At 44.4% G+C, this 19,968-nt stretch carries 20 protein-coding genes; 11 read left to right on the top strand and 9 right to left on the bottom strand.

Annotated features, from left to right (window positions below):
• Positions 1–12: 12 nt before the first annotated feature.
• The 8 genes from INQ51_RS05260 to INQ51_RS05225 all read left to right on the top strand — a co-directional run bounded on the left by INQ51_RS05260 (position 13) and on the right by INQ51_RS05225 (position 5,705).
• On the top strand, positions 13–825 hold the full coding sequence (locus tag INQ51_RS05260; protein WP_233376828.1) for a DUF4405 domain-containing protein: 813 nt from the start codon (positions 13–15) through the stop codon (positions 823–825).
• Positions 826–864: 39 nt separating this feature from the next.
• Entirely contained in the window at positions 865–1,446 is a 582-nt protein-coding gene (locus tag INQ51_RS05255; RefSeq protein WP_233376827.1) for an RNA polymerase sigma factor, read from the top strand.
• A gap of 47 nt (positions 1,447–1,493) precedes the next feature.
• A complete protein-coding gene (locus tag INQ51_RS05250; protein WP_233376826.1) occupies positions 1,494–1,928 on the top strand; it encodes an anti-sigma factor family protein in 435 nt (144 codons plus the stop codon).
• A gap of 2 nt (positions 1,929–1,930) precedes the next feature.
• Positions 1,931–2,464, top strand: coding sequence for a Spy/CpxP family protein refolding chaperone (locus INQ51_RS05245; protein WP_233376825.1), 534 nt, complete (start codon positions 1,931–1,933; stop codon positions 2,462–2,464).
• Between the two features lie 84 nt (positions 2,465–2,548).
• Positions 2,549–3,055, top strand: coding sequence for a Spy/CpxP family protein refolding chaperone (locus INQ51_RS05240; protein ID WP_233376824.1), 507 nt, complete (start codon positions 2,549–2,551; stop codon positions 3,053–3,055).
• A gap of 54 nt (positions 3,056–3,109) precedes the next feature.
• Positions 3,110–3,862: a DUF2202 domain-containing protein gene (locus INQ51_RS05235; RefSeq protein ID WP_233376823.1), complete on the top strand. Its 753-nt coding sequence runs from the start codon at positions 3,110–3,112 to the stop codon at positions 3,860–3,862.
• Positions 3,863–3,985: 123 nt separating this feature from the next.
• Positions 3,986–4,678 (top strand): DUF2202 domain-containing protein, encoded by a 693-nt coding sequence (locus INQ51_RS05230; RefSeq protein ID WP_233376822.1) that lies wholly within the window; start codon positions 3,986–3,988, stop codon positions 4,676–4,678.
• Positions 4,679–4,688: 10 nt separating this feature from the next.
• Positions 4,689–5,705, top strand: coding sequence for an acyltransferase family protein (locus INQ51_RS05225; protein ID WP_233376821.1), 1,017 nt, complete (start codon positions 4,689–4,691; stop codon positions 5,703–5,705).
• A 3-nt stretch (positions 5,706–5,708) separates the two neighbouring features.
• Here INQ51_RS05225 and INQ51_RS05220 read toward each other — a convergent pair whose 3' ends face one another.
• From INQ51_RS05220 to INQ51_RS05185, 7 genes are read right to left on the bottom strand one after another with little or no spacing between them, the layout of a single operon-like run.
• The gene (locus INQ51_RS05220) at positions 5,709–6,500 is read right to left on the bottom strand and encodes a T9SS type A sorting domain-containing protein (protein WP_233376820.1); all 792 of its coding nucleotides are present in this window, start codon (positions 6,498–6,500) and stop codon (positions 5,709–5,711) included.
• 12 nt (positions 6,501–6,512) lie between these two features.
• Entirely contained in the window at positions 6,513–7,139 is a 627-nt protein-coding gene (locus INQ51_RS05215) for a tetratricopeptide repeat protein (RefSeq protein ID WP_233376819.1), read from the bottom strand.
• Complete coding sequence (locus tag INQ51_RS05210) at positions 7,127–8,446, bottom strand: hypothetical protein (RefSeq protein ID WP_233376818.1); 1,320 nt, start codon at positions 8,444–8,446, stop codon at positions 7,127–7,129. The genes INQ51_RS05215 and INQ51_RS05210 overlap by 13 nt, the downstream gene beginning before the upstream one ends.
• Positions 8,419–10,650, bottom strand: coding sequence for an urea transporter (locus tag INQ51_RS22610; protein ID WP_317207954.1), 2,232 nt, complete (start codon positions 10,648–10,650; stop codon positions 8,419–8,421). The genes INQ51_RS05210 and INQ51_RS22610 overlap by 28 nt, the downstream gene beginning before the upstream one ends.
• Positions 10,651–10,655: 5 nt before the next feature.
• Complete coding sequence (locus INQ51_RS05195) at positions 10,656–11,996, bottom strand: alanine racemase (protein WP_233376817.1); 1,341 nt, start codon at positions 11,994–11,996, stop codon at positions 10,656–10,658.
• Positions 11,997–12,009: 13 nt separating this feature from the next.
• Entirely contained in the window at positions 12,010–13,056 is a 1,047-nt protein-coding gene (locus tag INQ51_RS05190; protein WP_233376816.1) for an ATP-grasp domain-containing protein, read from the bottom strand.
• A 5-nt stretch (positions 13,057–13,061) separates the two neighbouring features.
• On the bottom strand, positions 13,062–13,325 hold the full coding sequence (locus tag INQ51_RS05185) for a PqqD family protein (protein WP_233376815.1): 264 nt from the start codon (positions 13,323–13,325) through the stop codon (positions 13,062–13,064).
• A gap of 390 nt (positions 13,326–13,715) precedes the next feature.
• On the opposite strand from INQ51_RS05185, the gene asnS reads away from it, so the two are divergent.
• The 3 genes from asnS to INQ51_RS05170 are packed head-to-tail and all read left to right on the top strand — an operon-like array spanning position 13,716 to position 17,270.
• A complete protein-coding gene (asnS, locus tag INQ51_RS05180; RefSeq protein WP_233376814.1) occupies positions 13,716–15,152 on the top strand; it encodes an asparagine--tRNA ligase in 1,437 nt (478 codons plus the stop codon).
• Positions 15,153–15,211: 59 nt separating this feature from the next.
• Positions 15,212–16,663, top strand: coding sequence for an RNA polymerase factor sigma-54 (gene rpoN / locus INQ51_RS05175; RefSeq protein WP_233376813.1), 1,452 nt, complete (start codon positions 15,212–15,214; stop codon positions 16,661–16,663).
• Between the two features lies 1 nt (position 16,664).
• The gene (locus INQ51_RS05170) at positions 16,665–17,270 is read left to right on the top strand and encodes a PAP2 family protein (protein WP_233376812.1); all 606 of its coding nucleotides are present in this window, start codon (positions 16,665–16,667) and stop codon (positions 17,268–17,270) included.
• Between the two features lie 418 nt (positions 17,271–17,688).
• Here INQ51_RS05170 and INQ51_RS05165 read toward each other — a convergent pair whose 3' ends face one another.
• On the bottom strand, positions 17,689–18,390 hold the full coding sequence (locus tag INQ51_RS05165; protein WP_233376811.1) for a response regulator transcription factor: 702 nt from the start codon (positions 18,388–18,390) through the stop codon (positions 17,689–17,691).
• 92 nt (positions 18,391–18,482) lie between these two features.
• Positions 18,483–19,523 (bottom strand): sensor histidine kinase, encoded by a 1,041-nt coding sequence (locus tag INQ51_RS05160; protein WP_233376810.1) that lies wholly within the window; start codon positions 19,521–19,523, stop codon positions 18,483–18,485.
• Between the last annotated feature and the right edge of the window lie 445 nt (positions 19,524–19,968).

Genomic DNA, 19,968 nt, shown 5'->3' with positions numbered 1-19,968 from the left:
TTCAATTGTAAGATGAAAAAATTTAGCTGGCGTGCGTTTATAAGTTTTGGGCTTAGTTACGCAATGATTGTACTCCTTGTTTCGGGAATCATTTTGTATGTTTCGCCTCCGGGCCGGTATGCGCATTGGGTAAACTGGGCTTTGTGGGGATTTACAAAAGAAGAATGGCAAGCCATTCATACCGTTTTCTCGTTAGGGTTTATCGTCTTGTCTGTTTTTCATCTTTTCTCGGCCAATTGGAAAGTATTTCTATCGTATTTCCGGTCGAAGTCAACAGGTACTTTTCGCCGAAAACGCGAGTTGTTGCTATCCTCCGCTTTTATGCTTGTGTTCTTTTTCGGAACAGTGTTTTCGCTGCCTCCGTTTCAGAATGTGATGGCACTGGGCGAAGATCTTACCAACTCGTGGGAGAAAACTGAAGAACGTGCGCCGGTGGCACATGCCGAGTTGCTTACCCTGGCTGAACTGTCGGAGCAACTAAAACTGGATTCGGTGGAAGTGATCACCCAAAAACTGAACAACCACAAAATCAGCTTTGAAAATGTTCATTCGCAATCGTTGCAGGAAATAGCCAATGCCAACAATACCACTCCAATGGATATTTACGGAGTGATTTCGAAACCGGCAGGCAACGCCATGCAGGGAAGCGGAGTGGGCCGCAAAACACTGGAAGAATTTGCTTCGGAACTGGGGAAAAGCACCGATGAAATTCTGGCAGTCCTGAAGGAAAACAACATTGAAGCCGAAAAAGGACAAACGCTTCGGACGATTGGAGAAAACAATAATATTCCTCCGCGCGATGTGTATAATTTGATTTCAAAATAACTCCAAGCAACGTTCATTTGTTGTAATTTTCACGTCTTAATGTCGGATCAGGAAATCATAGAACAACTAAAGCAGGGCAGCGAAACAGCTTTCCGGAAACTGGTTGAGAGCCATCAGCGCTTGGTGGTGAACACCTGCTTCGGGCTGGTTCACAATCGCGAAGATGCCGAAGACATTGCACAGGATGTTTTTATTGAAGTGTACCGTTCCATTCAGCAATTCAGGGCCGACTCCAAACTTTCTACCTGGTTGTACCGGATTGCCGTTAACCGTTCGCTGAATCACATCCGCGACAACAAAAAACACAAATGGTTCCAGTCGTTTGAGAAAGATGTGGAAGCCAGAAACCGGCAGATCCTTCAGGTTGAATCTTCTCCGGCAGATCATCCCGGCTATGAGATGGAGAACAAACAACGTGCAGTAATATTGCAGGAGGCCATCAACAGTTTGCCCGAAAACCAGAAGGTAGCCTTTACGTTGAACAAGTACGAAGAGCTTTCTTACCAGGAAATTTCAGAAGTGATGGAGATGTCGGTATCATCGGTAGAGTCGCTTTTGTTTCGGGCAAAGAAGAACCTTCAGAAAAAATTATACAAATGCTACAAAAAGAAGTGTATGTAGCGCAAGTTTTTGGTAATGAATGTGTCATATAAACAAATACTGATAAAATGAAGTGTAAGGCAGTACATAGCAAACTAATTTTCTTTCTCGAAAGAGAGCTTCCGGAACCGGAGATGAAAGCGGTTCGGGAACACCTGGCTGCTTGTCCGGAGTGTGCTCTTTTTGCGGAAGAAATGAGAAAGACGCTCAGTATTTTGGAAACAGAAAAAGTTTCGGAAGTCAATCCTTATTTCTATACACGCGTAAAAGCAAAACTCGACCGCCAATCAGAAATTCAGCCAAGCGGAATCCGCAGCTTGGTATTGGTTCGGGTGCTTCAGCCCGTGGCTTTTTCCATTATTTTGATTTTGGGAGTTTACGGAGGAGTAAAAATGGGAGCTACCGGAGCAAAAACAGGGTCGGCGTTTACTGCTGAGCAGGAAATGGTGCCTTATCTGAATGAAATGGATGTGGAACCTTTGGAAACCTTTTTAATGGAATAGCTATGAGAACCAGGAATACATACCGCATTCTTATCTGGATCATCGTGATTCTGGTGGCAACGAATCTTTCCATGGGCATTTCGTTCTGGTATCACCGGCATCAGGAAACAAAGGCTGCTGAAGAAGTAAGCATACAGCAGGAGGAAATTCCGTCGGAACAGCGAACACGTTTTTTCAGGGAGCAGCTGAACCTGAGCCCGGACCAGTTGGATGTTTTTCGGGAACTGAACCGTGAATTTAACCGGAGTGCACGCCGGGAGTCGGACGAACTGGAGGAGTTGCGCGTTCAAATGGTAGAGGAGATGGGGAAAGACTCGCCTTCTCAGGAACGGCTCGACTCCATTGCTCAGGAAGTTGGAGGGCATCATTCAGAGCTGAAAGAGATTACAATGAACTATTATCTGCGAATGAAAGCCGTGTGCGACAGTGCTCAGCAGGAGAAGCTGAAAGAGATTTTTATGACGGTTTCCAAGTCGAAAGAGGAAATTGCATTGCCGCAGCGCGGACATAGACATCGGGGAGGAAAAGGTCAATAAAATAATTCATATAAAGTATCAATAGCCGTTTCGAAACGACGTAACGGAATCAACAAAAATCATAATTTTTTAAATCGTAAAACAATGAAAACGAGCAACTTTAAAAAGATTGCCTGGGTGTTCTTTGCCCTGGCGCTAAGTGCCTCAACTGCATTCGCTCAAGGAGGTAGACAAGGAAACAGGAATGTAAACCAGCAAAAAGGAACCTGTTTGAATTACATTTCGGATTTAACCGAAGATCAACAGTCCCAAATCAACGCTTTGAATGAGAAGCACATGGGAACAATGGATGAGTTGCGGACCAAACGCCGTTCCACTGCCAATGCTGTTGAGAAAAGCGAGATCAGAACCGAGATGCTTAAAACCGTGGAAGCACATCGCAACGCAGTAAGAGGGCTTCTTACCGAAGATCAGCAAAAAAGATATGATCAGTTGCAGGCGAATGCCGGAACGGGAAGAAACCAAAATGTTGGCCGGAGAAACGGCAATGGAGGCAAACGCGGCCGCGGACAGGGAAACGCCTGCGTTAATGCGCAGTCGAACCGGGGCTGGAACCAGGCCGGGCGCGGAACATGCCGCTTCAATAACTAAAAACTTACTACCGGATTGATAAATAAATCATTAATCATTTAAAACGAATTTATTATGAAAGCAAAAAATGCATTTCTGATGGTGGCAGGTTTGGCTTTGATTGCCGGTGCCTGTTCCAAGTCGGATGATCCGGTTGAAGAGTTATTGACGCTGGAAAACGAGGTGAAAAGTACGGAAATGGCAGAAGTACTTGGCGACAGCTGTGTATTCACTGCTGATCTGAGGGCAGAAGAAGAAGCCGGCTTACTTTTAATGCGTGAAGAAGAAAAGCTGGCGCACGATGTGTATGTGACTTTCTACGGTAAGTTTGGACACATCGTCTTTAAAAACATCTCCAATAGTGAAAGCGCCCACGCAAATGCTGTTGCCTATTTGTTGGATGGGTTTAATGTGGAGGATCCGGCGCTTGACGGCGTAGGAGAGTTTACAAATGAAGCATTTCAGACCATGTTCTCCGATCTGGTAGAGAAGGGAAGTGTAAGTCTGACAGAAGCGTTGAAGGCAGGTGCTTTGATCGAAGAAACAGATATTGCTGATTTGCAGAAACTGATTGAGGCGACAGACAACGAGACGATTAAAAGAGTGTATGGGAATCTTTTGAGGGGATCAACTTTCCATCTCAAAGCTTTTACCGGAATTCTCAGTCGTTACGGAGTAAGCGATGTTCCAACAGTGCTTAGCCAGGAAGATTTTGATGCGATTTTGGCTGGTAGTTCAACGGATGATGAGGAAGATCCGGATACTTCAACCGGAACATTCACGCCCGGAACCGGTGTTTGCGACGGAACCGGTCCCAATGCAGGATAAAGCAAGTAGAATTTCATAAGATTAACAGTTAGTTGTAAAAGCTTCGGGTGGAAATCCGGAGCTTTTTTTTTGCACAAGTTTTTCAGAATAAGAGTGTCTAACTCAAAACAAAACATCCAAAATATGAAGACAACAATATTCACTTTGGCAAACCTGCTCTTCCTCGCATTGCAGTTAAGCGGGTATTCGCAAAATGTGTCTTTACCGGCTTCTGAGAAAGAAGGGATTTTGCTGATGCGGGAAGAAGAAAAACTGGCACACGATGTTTATACTTTTTTGTACGAGAAATGGCAATTACAACCATTCAGCAATATCTCTGGCAGCGAAAGCAGGCACTTTGAAGCAATGGGCTATTTACTGGAAACTTTTGAGTTGAACGATCCGGCATATCCAGAAGCCGGGAAGTTCAAAAGCCGGGAGTTGGCTGCGCTTTATGACTCGCTTGTGAGCCGGGGAAGTGAATCCTTACTGGCAGCACTTGAAGTGGGAGCGTATATTGAAGAGGTTGATATTCTCGATCTGAAAGAACTACTCGCAATAAGTTCAAACGATGCCATTTCTTCCGTTTATTCCAATTTGCTGCGCGGATCTGAAAATCACCTGCGTGCCTTTACCCGGCAATTGTCGTGGAGAGATTTGGAATATGTTCCAAAGGTGCTCGATCAGGAAACGTATTCGGCTATTGTGGGTGCTGTCAATCAAAGCGGGAATCACGGTAATTGTATAAACGCTGCGCCCAATTCAAATAATTGCAAGCAGCAGGGCGGAAGACAATTCCGGAATCGTGGAAATCAAAGCGGATGTCGGAACAATTGATCCTCCAAAAATGAAAAGATTACGCATACCTGATTTGCTGAAAGGCCTGGCCATATTATTTATGATTCAGGTGCACATTATGGAGCTTTTTATCGATTATGCAGGCCGGGCATCCATCGTTGGGAAGGTTTCGCTTTTTCTTGGCGGCCCCTTCACTGCCATGGTTTTTATGATCGTAATGGGATACTTTGTGGCAAAAAGCCAAAAGACCATCGCGCAGACTTTATTAAGAGGCGTAAAGATCTTTCTTCTCGGATTTTTCCTGAATATCGGACTGAATTTTCATTTGCTGCTGAAGATCAAATATGCCGGCTGGCCTTACAATCCGTTGGAATACATTTTTGGAGTGGATATACTTTACCTCGCCGGATTGAGTATAGTTTTTCTTTCTGTGTTAAAGCGCATCCGAAAAAATCAAGCGATTATTTCTTTGCTGTTGTTGTTGAGTGTTTTGCTATTGAGCGGCCCGGTAAATGAAATGCTGACTTTTCCGGAACGAAATTATATTACGCCTTTTATCGGCGGAAATTATTCCTGGTCTTATTTTCCCCTGTTTCCTTGGCTGGCTTATCCATTGGCAGGCTACTTCTTCTTTTTCGCAGAGGACAGTATCAAGCAATTCATAAGCAGAAAAAAAGAATGGGCCGTTTCCATCTTTGTGCTTTTGGTGGCAGCGGTGATCTATTTTAGCAAAATGGGCTTTACTACTTCTGTCAACTTACCGGCTTACTATCACCACAGTTTTAAATATGGATGGTGGGCACTGGGATTACTAATCATCTGGACCGCCATTTTTTACCTGCTCGTGAAGAAATTTCGGCTAAGTTGGATTGAACAATTTCTGGCCTGGATGGGCAAAAACATCACCCTCATTTATGTGGTGCAGTGGCTGATCATCGGGAATATAGCAACCGCCATTTACCAAACACAGCAGCTTGGTAGATTTCCACTCTGGTTTAGTGGAATTTTATCTGTTTCGCTGATGTTGAGCTGGTTGCTGGCAAAAATAAAAATAAAACTGGCCTGATTTCTATTGAACTACCAGTTTTTGAGCCGAAGACTTTTGTCCTTCCGATTCAATAAAATACATGTAAACTCCGCTCGTCAGGGTGGAGACGTTTAAATCCAGGTGATCGGAATAACGATCAACAGTAAATTGATGGATCGGTCGCCCTGAATGATCAACCAGGTGCAAAGTGGCCGAGAATACATTGGTCGGGAGAGAATAAGCAACTTTTACGGTTTCACTCCCCGGATTTGGATAAGCATTCAGCGACCAGTCTTCGGCTGATTTCAAAACCGACGCATTGAGAACCGGAGCTCCGGGTAAAGAATAAATGTTGGTCCAGATCACTTCAGGGGAAGTGGAGAAATTGTAACAATACGAAAAGAGTTTGTACTCGTCTTCGCCCGTTTTGTTGATGTAGTTGTACAGTGCCCCGTCGATAAACACAATCTGGCTGCCGTCTTCGTTGATGATCTTCGTGTCGTAATCGTAGTAATCCGATCCTGAATAATATTTGTAATACGAGTAAAGAAGCTCAATTTCGGCATCGTTGTCAAAGGTTTTTTCAGAAAGAAATTTAATGTCGAACAGATAGCAGCCCGATGGAACAGCACATGCAATCGTTTTGTACAACGAATGATCCATGTTGTAAATGCGGCATTCCGCGCGCGGAACATCCATCAGGAAGTATTTGTAGCCGAGGGTTTCGAATTTCACAACGGTTGCCGAGTAGTTGTACGTGTGATCCAGAGTCACCTGTGCCTGGCTGCAAAAGTAAGCCAATGCAAAAACGAAAGCGAAGATTGATTCCTTCATTGGTTGATATTTTTATTGGATGAGTTTCAGCCCTTCCTCCGCCGACGCATCTCCCGGATTGTAAAGTTTCACCTTGTTGAACAACACCTTCGCCTGGTTGTAATTTCCAAGGAAGTACGAAGTCCAGCCCAACATCAGAAGACCGTCGTAGCCAAACGGATACAGATCGACTACCTTTTTAAAGAGCGGATAAGCTTTGTTGTAATCTTTCCGGCCGTAATAAACCAAACCCAGCCGGTACATGGCAACAGTATTGTTTGGGTGGATCTCCAGAATTTTATCGTAAATGCCAATCACTTCGTCCCAACGGCCCAGCGCAGCCAATGGTAAAATCAGTCCAAAGCGCGCTTCTTCGGCGTAAGGTTTTAGCTTTTGTGCGTTCGAATAAAAAATGATGGATTCATCGAAAAGTCCTGCATTGTAATTCAGCCACCCCAATCTCAGATTGATTTCGTACGAAGATTCATCGTAAACCTGTTTTAACGGATCCATCGAGGCGGAGAAATCGCCTGTTTTTTCCAGTGTGTAGCTTTTGTCGAACGCAGCTTCAAGAGCTTGCTGGTTGGTTTGAGCAAATATTTGAAGAGCGGCTGTTGAAAGAATCAGCAACGCGAGTAATTTTCTTCCTAAAAGTTCCATGATATTCCTGCTGTAATGGTTTGTTTGATATAACTGTATTCAATAAAATTATCGGGGATGGCGTTGCGGTACACCTGGTATTTCTCTGTCACATCCTGGTTGAGGTAGCGCACCACAAACTGGTATCTTTTGGCAAAAGGGAAATAAACACTGCCCATAAATTTACGTGTGGATTGTCCGGGGAAATTGGCGATTACATAACCGCCTGATTCCACAAAGTTTTCCATTTCTCCATCCAGGTAATTGCCGTAAAAATGAAACTGCCCCAGCTGAAATCCGCCCGATAAACCAAAGGTGTTGTAGCTGAAACTGTTTTCCGAATTGCCTTTAAAGTATACCCGCGGAGTGAAGTACAAACGAGTATTTGATAGCGGGTAAAACGTCAGCCATGCCGAAGCCTGGGTAAAACTTCTGTCGTTGATGTTGGCGAGGTTTATTTCGGCTCCGGGCGACAAGTTTCCCCAGTGTGTCCACGTGGAAGTGGAGAAAATGAAATCAGAATACTTTCTTCTTGCCGTGTAAAATGTGCCGGGATCGTAGTTTCCCAGCACCAGATCGTAGTTTCCCCATACGAAATTTAAGGATGGCGAAAAATACCATTTCCCAAGGGCAAAATGCGGGCTCAGAAAATACTGGTATTGCTGAATGTCCATCGGAAAGTTGTATTCCGATCCCCAAAAGAGCTGTTCCTCGCGGTTTACGCCAATGTAGGTGAAATTGTGGTTCAGGTTCAGGCCCGGAGCAAGGCGGTGACTATAATCCACCGAACCAAAATGATAGTTTTTCAGAAAAAATGCCTCGCCGTAATCGCTGCCTACTAGGGCGTCATTAAGCAACTGACTTGTTTTAAGCTGATCGAAATCGGCATTAAAACTGAAGCCTGCTTCCAATGCCATTCGCAGGGGCTGCATTTTCTGGTAGTTGATTTTTTCCTGAAGTGCAACCGTAAAATCGTTGGCAACTCTTCCGGCTTCGGTCGGTCTTCCCGCATAAACCAAACTGTAATACAGGTATTCCTGCAGCCACTCCATTTGCTGATCGGTTTCCCAGCTTTTCAAAAACCATTTGCTTGATTTCCGGTATTTCCCCAGGTTGTACCAGGCAATCCCGGTTCGGGCCTGCAGGTTGAAATAGTCGATTCCGTTTTGACGTGCCGAGTCGTTAAAGGCGACCAACTGTTTCCAGTCTTTTTGCAGAAACAGTTCGTACGATTTCTTGTCCACCTCGGGATAATTCCATTTTTGCTGCGCATTCAGCACATACATAACAGAAAGAAATATCAGAGTGATTCCAATTCGTTTTGACATATTAGTTTGATCTTGGCTTCGTTAAAAATTACATTTATTTCTATCTGGCTTTCTGTGTTTATCCGTACGCCGATTTCGTACGAACGCACCGATTTTCCCAGAATATTTTTACTGATACTTGCTCCCATTTCCAGGTCGCCAGATGAAAGGATATCTCCGGCATCTTTCATCGTTAATTGATAATCGGTATTCAGGAATAAATAAACAGGAGCAACAAAATCCTGCAGAAATTGTAAAGGACCTGAAAACATCAGATTTACCGGGATAGTATCCTGTATTTTACTGTTAGGAAGAAATCCGGTAGGAACTTTAAACAGCGCGATAAAAAACCAGTACAGCGGAGAGTACCTTGTTCCTGTAAAGTTGGTGAAATAGTGGAGCTCGTCGTTATTGTAGAGGTAGGCAATCCCGTCATCCTTTTCACATTGAAGGAAGGTGTTGTTGTACACATCGGTTTGAACCATCCACGAATATTCTCCGGTCATGTTTTCCCATTTGCTTTTTGCTGAATCCACTTCAACATTCACTTTTATCCGCTGCCCCGGAATAAAATGCAGGGCTTTGGCAAGCGTTTCATTTTTGATGGGATTCACCACGACGACGTCCTTTTCAGGGAAGTCAAAACTTTTGAGCGTAAAACCGTTCTTTTGTTTCAGAAGGTAATTGCCAAACGGATAGTCGAGTGTGAGTGAGCCAATGTAGGGCGTTGCCTGAAACTGGAAGTGCAGGTGTGGATAGGGCGAACGACCTGAATTTCCGCACCTTCCGAGGATCTGGCCCTTTTTCACCTGGTCGCCCACCTTTACCTCCAGTGAGTGATATTTTAAGTGACTTAATTTGGCATACAGTATATCGTTGTGCTGGATGATGACGGTATTACCCCAATTCTCGCGTGTATTCACGTCACCGATTGTGTTGTCCTCCACATGATTCACTGCTTCAACAACGGTTCCGTCAAACGGGGCAACAACTGCTTTCCCAAAACAGAAATAATCTTCATGATAATCGCCTGAACCTTTAAATTGTTGTCCGTTTCGGTCGGTGATCACAAAATCCCAGGCATGTTTCCATTGTCCTTTGTGGGTGTATTCTCCGCTGTGCCCCTGGCTTACGGTCCATTCGCCAAAAAACGGAAGACTGGCAGAAACAGGGAAAGCCGCCGGAAAACGTTTCAGGTTACCCGAATACAGGTAGAGGTTTTTCTCCGGATTTCCGAGTTGAACCGGCGTTTCCATTAGCTTGCGTGGCCGTTTTTCGCGCAGTTTTAACGCATACAGAAACATCAGTACCACAATGTTGAAAGGAAGCGAATAAGCGGAAATTCTAAGCAATAAAAAGATCTGCTGTGTGCTGGTGGTAACCAGTACCACTGCGGGAAGCATCAAAATTATCCAGGCATAACTTACTCGTCCGGGTATCAGGTAATAACCTCCCAAAGCAATGGCGGTCAGGATGTAGTTGAATCCGATAAATGTGTAGCCCAGTGAGTTGAATTCGATGCCCACAATGTGATAGAACAGGTAGGCAACGGTGAAGCCGAGCAACGATAACACAAAAGTAATTCGCGAGTAAATCAGCAATCCAATTGAAATGATAATTCCGGCTAATAAATGGCTTTGAAAAAAGATGGCGCCCAGTGAATGGAAGTAAATCCGAATGAAGGAACTTCGGATGTTATTCTCAAGAAAATCGTAGAAATTGACAAAACTTTGTCCGCCAATAGAGTACAGTTCATTGTAAGTGTAAATGCCTCGTTCGCTGATGTTCAGTGCCGACAAGTCGCTCCCGGATAAGGCCACGATCCAGATTCCAAACAAAAACGGGATACTCAAAAACGGCAGACCGTATTTGTACAACACTCCCTGGAAAACGATGGTGATGAAAAAAGTAACTACTGCCGCAATTCCGATCAGTAAAAACACTTCGGGAGAAGGCTGGTAGAACAGGCCAACTCCCAGCCCTACAAGCAAGGCATTGTAGCCGTACAAACCCGTGCTGATGAAGTAGCGGTTGTACCCAAGTCCCCACGCCAGTGTATTGGCCACCAGCACCGCCAGCAGTCCGCCGATGCCGGCACCGTAATCAAAGAAACTGATAATGATGAGTAGCACAGCCAGAAGTTTTGAGCCCGAGAAAAACACCTGCGAGTAGCTGTTCAATACCGAGTTCAGCATTTCTTTTCTGTTGATGGCTGGTAGCGGCATGCTTTTTATCTTTTAGGATTTTGTTCGAAATTTTGCAACGAGGCCAGTTCTTCTTTTTTGCGGATGATGTGAGGCTGGCCATCAAGATCGATCAATACCACATTCGGGCGGAAGGTGATAAACTGCATCCACTGCGTCATGTTGTAAGCACCCACCCGTTCAATCACCAGTTTTTCTCCGGTTTTTACCTGCGGGAAATTAATGGCATCGCGAATTACATCGATGTTCATACACAGCGGTCCGTATATCGTACTTTCTTCCACATGCGACGACAAGTCCCTTGTAGGATAAATTCCCAGGTTGTACCAGAAGGAGGTAAACAGCAGGTTTACCCCGGCATCAATAACCATGGTACGGCGGCCGTGTGTGGAGCGTTTGTTAGCCAGTACTGTGGTGAGCAGGTAGCCCGCGTCGTCGATCAGGGCGCGGCCGGTTTCAAGGAACAACACCGGTAGATTCTCATGTGGAATTTCGGATGAAATTAAAGCGTTCGAAATGGCTTCTGCATATTCATCAAACGACGGACAGGTTTCGGTTCCCGGCATGTAGGCGCCTTTTAGCGTGTTCTTTGAGGCGAAACCTCCACCCAGGTCAATGTATTTCAACCAGTGATCGAATTTGCGATGAGTCGCCATATATAAGTTAGCCAGTTTGGAAGCTGCAATGGCATACGCATTTGCCGACATAATGTAGGTGCCAATGTGTGTGTGCAGCCCGATCAGATCAAGGTTCTCTGCCAGCATGATCCGGTTGATGGCATTCCACGCTTCGCCATTTTCGTAGTTAAAGCCGAAACGGTCCCAGATCGGATAAATTCCGGCATCTAGATTTATTCGAATGGCCACCCGTGCTTTCTTGTTCAGTTCACGTGTCACTTTTATCAGCAAATACAGCTCGTCGAAATGATCGATGTGAATACAGGCGTTGTTGTTGATGGCTAGTTTCAAATCATCGGCTGATTTTTCGGGACCGTTAAAAATGATGTTTGATCCGTTAACCCCAAGCGAAAGCGCCTTTTCAAACTCAAAAGCTGAAACCACTTCGGCCCACGAACCTTCGTCGTGGAAAATGCTGCAAACGGCATCGAGGTAATTGGTTTTGTACGACCAGGCAAACTGTACCTTTGGGTAGCGTGTTTCAAAAGCCTGTTTGGCATCGGCATATGTTTCACGAATGGTTTTTTCGGAAATGACAAACACCGGAGAACCGTATTCTTGCATGAGTTTTTCAACTGCGATGCCATCAATGGCTGAAATGGTTTTAAGTTTGGTCGGCAATCCGAATTTGTTGGGGACTCCGGCAGTTATTTTGCTGATAACGGGTTTTTCGTATGCTAATTTTTCCATGTTCTTTTCTGTTTTAAATTTCTTTATTCATTGAAATGGCGGCAAACTTTTCGAGGTCCACAATGGCATCGTAGGAATAACGCACAAACATTTTTCCGATTTTGTATTCAGTCATTGGCTCTACTTTTTGGCCAAGTGCCAGTTTTACCAGCGCTTCCGGTATGTTTTGTCCGGCGCCCACGGCGAGGTAAACCCAGGCCGGAATCCGCGGATTTATTTCAATGAGGTAATATTCGCTTTTGTTGGTTTTGATGAGTTCGAGTTCCATGCCGCCCCTCCATTTGGTTTTTTGGATGAGGTTGCGGGTGAGTTCCATCATTTTATCGTCGGCCAGGGTAATGCCGCCCCAGGCTTTTCCTTTGTCGGTGATGTATTGTTTGCGCATCGGAACGGCAGCAACGGTGTTTCCTTTTCCATCGCCCAGCGCGATCACGTTTACTTCGGTTCCGTTTACAAATTCCTGAGCGATGACTGGAAAGCCCCATTTGGCCGATATTTTATGAAAGGCTTGTTTTACCTGTTCTTGGTTTTGCGCTACATACGCATCGTAAAACTGACCTTTGATCATTACCGGGTAGTCGAATTTGTCCTCCAAATCAGAAATTTGCGAAAGACTTCCCATATTTAGGCTTCCCGGGACTTTCACCCCGTATTTTTTGCCGAATTCCTCGAGTTTGTCCTTTTCGCGCTCCTGGAATTGTTTCAGCCCCGGCAGAAAAGTGTGGATACCTTGTTTTGCCAGTCGCTCTTCATTTTTCATAAAAGAAAAGAGCTCGGCATCGAAATTCGGAATCAGCACATCAATCTTTTCCGAACGGTGAATGGCTTCAATCCGCTCAATCAGTTCGTCGGAACCTGACGACGGATAGGGAATCTGGAAAATGCGGTCGCACAATCCTTCCATATAAATACCGGGTTCCAGGTTCTCGTACACCAGCCCGATAATGCGGGTATCAAATACAGTCGATTCCTTGATCCCGCGAATTACAGGAACTCCCGGTCCTGGGTTATCCGTGTTGTTCAGACCCGTTACCGCTATCGTGATTTTTTGTTTGTCCATGGCGTTTATTTGAAATCGAGCGGATCGTCCTGCGAGATAATCTGATGGTGTTTCAGGAGGGCACAGAATTCGTAAAAATCTTTTTCGAAAGTCAGGTCGTCAATGTCGAATCGGTCGAGCACTTCATTTTTTATCTGGTCGAAGTCTTTTCCTGTTTCAATATTCTTCAGCAATTCAAGCCCAAACGGATTGAGATTGAACGAATCTCCGGTCCGTGAATTGAAAACAAAACCATTGTCGCTGATTTTTATTTCTCCCGTAATTTTCATCGCTTTTCGTCTGTTTTATTATGTAATGCTTTGCGTTAATCCCATTTTTGGAACCTACTTTATTTTAAACATGCGTTTGACACATTCGCAGGAAAAAACTTGTGGAGGTCAGTTGTTTTTTACTCAAAAAAGAGGTAATAGGTTCCAGTTTAAACAGGACAAATGTTTAAAAACAGTATGCTGAAAGTTAGGAGAGTTATGCAGTCATATTTAGTCATTATTAAAAGATGCCTGAAAATTTCGTGTGTACTCTGATTATTTCCAATAAAAATTAAATTTGTAGGCTCAAATTTTAACAGGCAGGTACAGTCTGAATTCTTTGAAAAAGAAGAAGAAGGATAACAACAGGAAAGACTGCATCCCTGCTTTTTGAATGTAAAAAGAAACATCATGGCACGTTTGAAAATTAAAGACATTTTAAAAAGTGGAAAAGCAGGCGACGAAGTGGTTGCCAAAGGTTGGGTAAGAACAAAGCGGGGAAGCAAAAATGTAAATTTCATCGCTTTAAATGACGGTTCCACAATCAATAATCTTCAAATTGTGGTGGATGTTGAAAGTTTCGACGAAGCATTGTTGCGCGACATTAACACCGGCGCTTCGCTGGCAGTTACCGGAACTTTGGTTGAATCGGCCGGAAGTGGACAGAACATCGAACTGAATGCCCGGGAAATAGAGGTGCTGGGAAAAGCAGATCCGGAGAAATTTCCGATTCAGTCGAAAAAACACTCACTGGAGTTTTTGCGTGAAAATGCGCACCTGCGTTTCCGTACCAACACTTTTGGCGCGGTTTTCCGTATTCGTCATGCCATGGCATTTGCTATTCATAAGTATTTCAACGAAAAAGGATTTAACTACCTGCACACCCCGATTATTACCGCGAGTGATGCCGAAGGTGCAGGACAAATGTTCCGGGTTTCAACACTCGATGCCAAAAATCCTCCGTTAACAGAAGAAGGAGCCATCGATTATTCTCAGGACTTTTTTGGCCGCGCCACCAACCTTACGGTTTCCGGGCAGCTGGAAGGAGAATTGGGAGCATTGGCACTGGGTGAAATTTATACGTTCGGACCAACTTTCCGTGCCGAGAATTCAAATACAACCCGCCACCTGGCTGAGTTCTGGATGATTGAGCCTGAAATGGCTTTTTACGATCTGAAAGACAACATGGATCTGGCGGAGGAATTCCTGAAATCGTGTATCAAATATGCGTTGGATAACTGCATGGACGATCTGAAGTTTCTGGCACAGCGTCTGGAGCAGGAAGAAAAGAACAAACCGCAGGATCAGCGCTCGATGCCGCTGATCGAAAAACTGCAGTTTGTACTCGACAACGACTTTATCCGCCTCACGTATACCGAGGCCATTGATATTCTGAGAAATTCAAAACCGTTTAAAAAGAACCAGTTCCAGTTCCCGGTTGAATGGGGAATTGACCTGCAAAGCGAACACGAACGTTACCTGGTGGAGAAACATTTCAAATGCCCGGTTATTTTGACGGATTACCCGAAAGACATCAAGGCTTTCTACATGAAACAGAACGACGACAACAAAACCGTTCGGGCTATGGACGTGCTGTTCCCGCAAATTGGCGAGATCATCGGTGGTTCGCAGCGTGAAGAAGACCTGACAAAACTGGAAAACCGCATGAAAGAGATGGATATTCCGGTAGACGAAATGTGGTGGTACCTTGATACCCGCCGTTTTGGTTCGGTTGTTCACAGTGGTTTCGGGCTGGGATTTGAACGTTTCATATTGTTTGTCACGGGAATGGGGAACATTCGCGACGTGATCGCTTTCCCGAGGACGCCAAAAAATGCTGAGTTCTGATACTTGTAGAGGCGCTGCTCCAAAAAAAGTATTAAATTTATCGCACTAATTTTTGGGATATGGAGCAAAGACTTACACTACAGCAAAAGCTTCTCCAAAAGCTATCGCCTCAGCAAATACAGGTGATCAAGCTTTTGGAAATCCCTACTATGCAGCTCGAACAGCGCATCAAAAAAGAGTTGGAGGAAAACCCCGTTTTAGAGCTTGAGTCTGACAACCAGTCGGTTGATGAAGGGCCGGACTTGCAGGATCAGGACGATAACCGGGATGTGGACAACGAGGAATTCACGATCGATGATTATTACGAGGACGATGAGATTCCGACCTACAAGCTGAATACCAACAATTATTCGAAAGACGATAAGTACATTGATGTGCCGTTTTCGGTCGGAACGTCGTTTCACGAATCGCTGACGGAACAGTTGACTCTTTCGGATCTTTCGGAACGGCAGCAACAGCTGGCCGAGTACATCATCGGAAACATTGACGACGATGGTTACCTGCGCCGCGACCTGATGTCGATCAGCGATGACCTGGCTTTCAATATGAACCTGGATGTTCCGGAAGAAGAACTGGAGGAAATTCTGACCGTGATTCACGATTTTGACCCGCCCGGAGTGGGAGCGCGTGATTTGCGTGAGTGCCTGCTGTTGCAGCTCGACCGGAAGGAAGACGGAGATTATGACCTGGCGAAAACCATTGTCAGGGATTTCTTTACCGAATTCACCAAAAAGCATTACGACAAAATAAAAGCCCGTTTGGAGCTGAGCGATGATGAATTAAAGTTTGGCATCGACCATGTTTTAAAGTTGAATCCGAAACCGGGGAGTTCTTACAGCAACCCGTTAAATAAGGCGAACCAGCACATTGTTCCGGATTTTATTCTCGACAATGTGGACGGTGAACTCAGTTTGTCGCTGAATCAGCGAAATGTTCCGGAGCTGACCATCAACGAAACCTACCAAGAGATGCTCAAAACCATGAGCGAAAGCCAGAAGGCAAAGAAAAACGACAAAGAGGCCTTGCTGTTTGTGAAACAAAAGATCGATTCGGCCAAATGGTTTATCGATGCCATTCAACAACGGCAAACAACCTTGCTGCTTACCATGTCGGAAATCATCAGTTTTCAGCGCGAGTTTTTCCATGATGGCGACGAAACGAAGCTCAAACCCATGATTCTGAAAGACATTGCAGAGCGGACAAATCTTGATATTTCAACCATTTCAAGGGTTTCAAACAGCAAGTACATTCAAACGCATTTTGGTATTTATCCGCTGAAATATTTCTTTTCCGAAGGGATGCAGAAAGACGACGGGGAAGAAGTTTCGACCCGTGAAATCAAGAAAATACTGCAAGAGTGTATTGAGAACGAAGACAAGCGCAGGCCTTTGACCGACGAAAAGCTGGCAGCCATCCTGAAGGAAAAATCATACAACATTGCGCGCAGAACAGTAGCAAAATACCGCGAACAGCTGGATATTCCGGTGGCTCGTTTGCGAAAAGAACTCTGATATGCATCCAAAATTAGCCAAAGTAGTTTCCATCCTGTTTCACCCCGTTCTTATTCCTACGCTCGGAATTCTATTGTTGCTGAATTCGAGTTTTTACTTTTCCATGTTGTCGTGGGAAGCCAAACGTTTTATTCTTTTGGTGGTGTTTTTTACCAGTTGCATTTTACCTATGCTTATGGTGTCGCTGCTGGCGTTAAATACAAAATTCGACATCAACATGCCCAAAAGTACCGACCGTGTGCTGCCGCTTTTGGCTGCTGCGGTGTTTTATTACCTGGGCTTTGTTTTGCTGGGGAGAATATCGGTGTTCCCGGTACTGAAAATGTACATGTTGGCCAGTGTACTGGTGATTGTGGCGCTGCTCATCATTTCGCTGAAATGGAAGATAAGCAACCACATGGCGGCTTTGGGCGGGCTTGCCGGAACTTTCTTTGCCTTGTCGTTCCGTTACGGTTTGAACCCGGTTCATTCGCTGCTACTGATTATCCTGGTATCGGGCATTGTGGGAACAGCCCGGCTGGCACTGGAGCGGCACAACATCTGGCAGATTATTGCCGGTTATTCCCTTGGATTCTGCGTACTTTACCTCGTGGTTTATTTTGTTTGATAAGTTTGAAATGCATTGCTTTTAGCCTTTCGTTTTAAGCATCACACATCTCTTTCAAAAAAGCACAGCATCTTTTTAGAAAAAAGAAGCGTCCTTTTTTAAAAAAGACGTTAGGTTTTTGGAAAAATGTAGTGTGTTTTTTGGGTATGGTTGAAAGGCTCCGTTTTCAATACTTTCAGAAGTCGTGTTTTTCAAACGTATTAGCTGTTAAAATCAGGTTCCTGCAAAGAGATGAAAGAAACTCAAAGTCCGTAGATTATTCATTTCGCGTTCTCTTAAAAATTCTTAGTGTGCTTTGCGTGAAAATAAATAAGGCACGACAGTCGACGAGGTATCGATTACCGATCATAAAAAACCCCGTCCGCACAGGACAGGGTATTTATCATTATAAGGTTGAATTTCTTATTCTAAGAGAGGCTCAGTCTACAAACTTATAGCCAATTCCTTTCAGGGTTTTGATGTGGCTGTTACCAATTTTTTCCCTCAGTTTGCGAATGTGGACATCGATGGTACGGTCGCCCACCACAACGTTTTCGCCCCAAACCGAGGAATAGATTTCTTCGCGGGTAAACACTTTCCCGGGTTTTGAAACCAGCAGCGAAAGCAACTCGAATTCTTTTCTTGGCAGGATCATTTCGTTGTCGCCAATGCGAATCAGGTAACGTTCTTTGTCAATCAGTAAGTTCCCAATGGTAATGGTATTCGAATCTACCACTTCAACAGGCGCCTGCGTGGCTTCGCCGGTTCTTTTTAATAGGGCTTTTACGCGGCTCACCAGTACTTTCGGGCGAACAGGTTTGGTAATGTAATCGTCGGCACCGGCTTCAAAACCTGCAATCTGCGAGTAATCTTCACCACGGGCCGTCAGAAAGGCAATAATGGTACTGCTAAGCGCCGGTATTTTACGCAGTTCTTCGCAGGCTGCAATTCCGTCCATCTCGGGCATCATCACGTCCAGAATAATCAGGTTAGGAATTTCTTTTTCAGCTATTTCCAGTGCTTCTACACCGTTTTTAGCGGTATACACAATGTAACCTTCTTTCTCGAGGTTGTAGCTCAGAAATTCAAGGATATCGAGTTCGTCATCGACCAACAGAACTTTAAACTGATTTTCGCTCATAACAAGTAAAATTTGAATTGTAAAGGTAAGCACCCACTGTTAATAAACGATTAACGTTTGTTTACACTATCAATAAGCACAAAGTTAGGTTATTATTTGGCTTTTTCAAGTGTAAAGTTGAAGGTGGTGCCTTTGTCGAGCACGCTTCTTACATTGATCGACTGGTTGTGCGCTTCAATAATGTGTTTAACGATGGAAAGCCCCAGCCCGGTTCCGCCCTGCTCGCGCGAGCGCGATTTGTCGACCCGGTAAAAACGCTCAAAAATACGCGGCAGGTCTTTTTTCTCTATCCCGATGCCATCGTCGGCCACTTCCACAATTATGTTGTCTTCCAGGTCGTAAAACGAAATGTTCACGTTGCCTTTCTTTTTGCCGTATTTTATGCCGTTAACAATCAGGTTGGTAACCACTTCGAGTATTCGCTTTTTATCGGCTTTTACATAAATGGGGCGGTCGGGTTTGTTGACGATTTGTACCGAAATTTTGCTCTCCGTAGCCTGCCAGTGTTCCATTTCAAGCACTTCCTCCACGGTTTTAACAATGTCGAAACGGGTAATATTCAGCTTTAATTCTCCCGATTCGAGCTTGGTGATCGACTCCAGGTCTTCCACAATCGAAACCATGCGGTCGATACTTTTTTCGGTACGTTTCAGGTAAAGCTTGTTGATTTTCGGGTCATCCAGCCCGCCTTCGAGCAGTGTAAGTACATAGCCCTGAATATTGAAAATCGGTGTTTTCAGTTCGTGCGAAACATTGCCCACAAAATCTTTCCGGTATTTTTCGAGTTCTTTCAAACGTTCAATCTCCTTCATCTGTGTTTTGGCCCATTCTTCCACTTCAAACTTTACATTTAGCAAAAGGCTGTTGGGGTCTAGCATTTTTTCGTCCATCTTTTTGCCACTTAGCGGAAGGTCGCGAATGGTATTGTAAATGGGTTTTATACGGTCGGTCACGTATTTCCGAATGATAAACAGGATGGAATAATAGGTAGCCACAAAAAACAGGATCACCGGTATAATAACAACCAGGAGGTGCTTCCCGTAATGGTATACTAACAAGGCAATTGCCAGCGCCAGAACCGTAAGTACCGACGAAACAATGGCCGAAAGGAATTTTGATGAATAGGTCTTCATATGCAGTGTAAAACTATGATTATCGAAATTTGCGCGCTAAGCTATTATTAAAATCAGGATCATAAAGGTAAAAAAAACGCGCTACCAATTGATTAACAGTAATTTTAAGCTTAGTTAATGTTTTATTAATGTAAAGCATTGGTTCGCTTCGTAATAGCCTTTTTATATTTGCCGGCCATTGGTACAGCCGGAAATGCGATTTCTCCGTCACGTTTGGGAAGTTTGAACTTCTTTTCGATCTCTCGGGGCTTCCGGTTTTTTTAGGAAATTGAATAAAAGGAATTTTTTTCCTGGATGACAGGAATAATTCGCTTGGAAATTTTGTATCCGGGTGGAAGTCATTAAATTTAAAACATCGTTATTGCTACACAAAAAATGATATGGCAGTAGAGGACCGATATCAAAACCCCGGCTTGATGTTTAATAACGGCTCGTTCTGTTTTTA

The organism is Maribellus sp. CM-23 (genome assembly GCF_021354595.1).
Lineage (GTDB): Bacteria > Bacteroidota > Bacteroidia > Bacteroidales > Prolixibacteraceae > Draconibacterium.
This window is presented reverse-complemented; position numbering and strand designations above follow the sequence as displayed.

Excerpts from the sequence above, each read along its gene's own strand:
- INQ51_RS05260 (WP_233376828.1), top strand. The coding sequence starts at position 13 with ATGAAAAAATTTAGCTGGCGTGCGTTTATAAGTTTTGGGCTTAGTTAC.
- INQ51_RS05255 (WP_233376827.1), top strand. The coding sequence starts at position 865 with ATGTCGGATCAGGAAATCATAGAACAACTAAAGCAGGGCAGCGAAACA.
- INQ51_RS05250 (WP_233376826.1), top strand. The coding sequence starts at position 1,494 with ATGAAGTGTAAGGCAGTACATAGCAAACTAATTTTCTTTCTCGAAAGA.
- INQ51_RS05245 (WP_233376825.1), top strand. The coding sequence starts at position 1,931 with ATGAGAACCAGGAATACATACCGCATTCTTATCTGGATCATCGTGATT.
- INQ51_RS05240 (WP_233376824.1), top strand. The coding sequence starts at position 2,549 with ATGAAAACGAGCAACTTTAAAAAGATTGCCTGGGTGTTCTTTGCCCTG.
- INQ51_RS05235 (WP_233376823.1), top strand. The coding sequence starts at position 3,110 with ATGAAAGCAAAAAATGCATTTCTGATGGTGGCAGGTTTGGCTTTGATT.
- INQ51_RS05230 (WP_233376822.1), top strand. The coding sequence starts at position 3,986 with ATGAAGACAACAATATTCACTTTGGCAAACCTGCTCTTCCTCGCATTG.
- INQ51_RS05225 (WP_233376821.1), top strand. The coding sequence starts at position 4,689 with ATGAAAAGATTACGCATACCTGATTTGCTGAAAGGCCTGGCCATATTA.
- INQ51_RS05220 (WP_233376820.1), bottom strand. The coding sequence starts at position 6,500 with ATGAAGGAATCAATCTTCGCTTTCGTTTTTGCATTGGCTTACTTTTGC.
- INQ51_RS05215 (WP_233376819.1), bottom strand. The coding sequence starts at position 7,139 with ATGGAACTTTTAGGAAGAAAATTACTCGCGTTGCTGATTCTTTCAACA.
- INQ51_RS05210 (WP_233376818.1), bottom strand. The coding sequence starts at position 8,446 with ATGTCAAAACGAATTGGAATCACTCTGATATTTCTTTCTGTTATGTAT.
- INQ51_RS22610 (WP_317207954.1), bottom strand. The coding sequence starts at position 10,650 with ATGCCGCTACCAGCCATCAACAGAAAAGAAATGCTGAACTCGGTATTG.
- INQ51_RS05195 (WP_233376817.1), bottom strand. The coding sequence starts at position 11,996 with ATGGAAAAATTAGCATACGAAAAACCCGTTATCAGCAAAATAACTGCC.
- INQ51_RS05190 (WP_233376816.1), bottom strand. The coding sequence starts at position 13,056 with ATGGACAAACAAAAAATCACGATAGCGGTAACGGGTCTGAACAACACG.
- INQ51_RS05185 (WP_233376815.1), bottom strand. The coding sequence starts at position 13,325 with ATGAAAATTACGGGAGAAATAAAAATCAGCGACAATGGTTTTGTTTTC.
- asnS (WP_233376814.1), top strand. The coding sequence starts at position 13,716 with ATGGCACGTTTGAAAATTAAAGACATTTTAAAAAGTGGAAAAGCAGGC.
- rpoN (WP_233376813.1), top strand. The coding sequence starts at position 15,212 with ATGGAGCAAAGACTTACACTACAGCAAAAGCTTCTCCAAAAGCTATCG.
- INQ51_RS05170 (WP_233376812.1), top strand. The coding sequence starts at position 16,665 with ATGCATCCAAAATTAGCCAAAGTAGTTTCCATCCTGTTTCACCCCGTT.
- INQ51_RS05165 (WP_233376811.1), bottom strand. The coding sequence starts at position 18,390 with ATGAGCGAAAATCAGTTTAAAGTTCTGTTGGTCGATGACGAACTCGAT.
- INQ51_RS05160 (WP_233376810.1), bottom strand. The coding sequence starts at position 19,523 with ATGAAGACCTATTCATCAAAATTCCTTTCGGCCATTGTTTCGTCGGTA.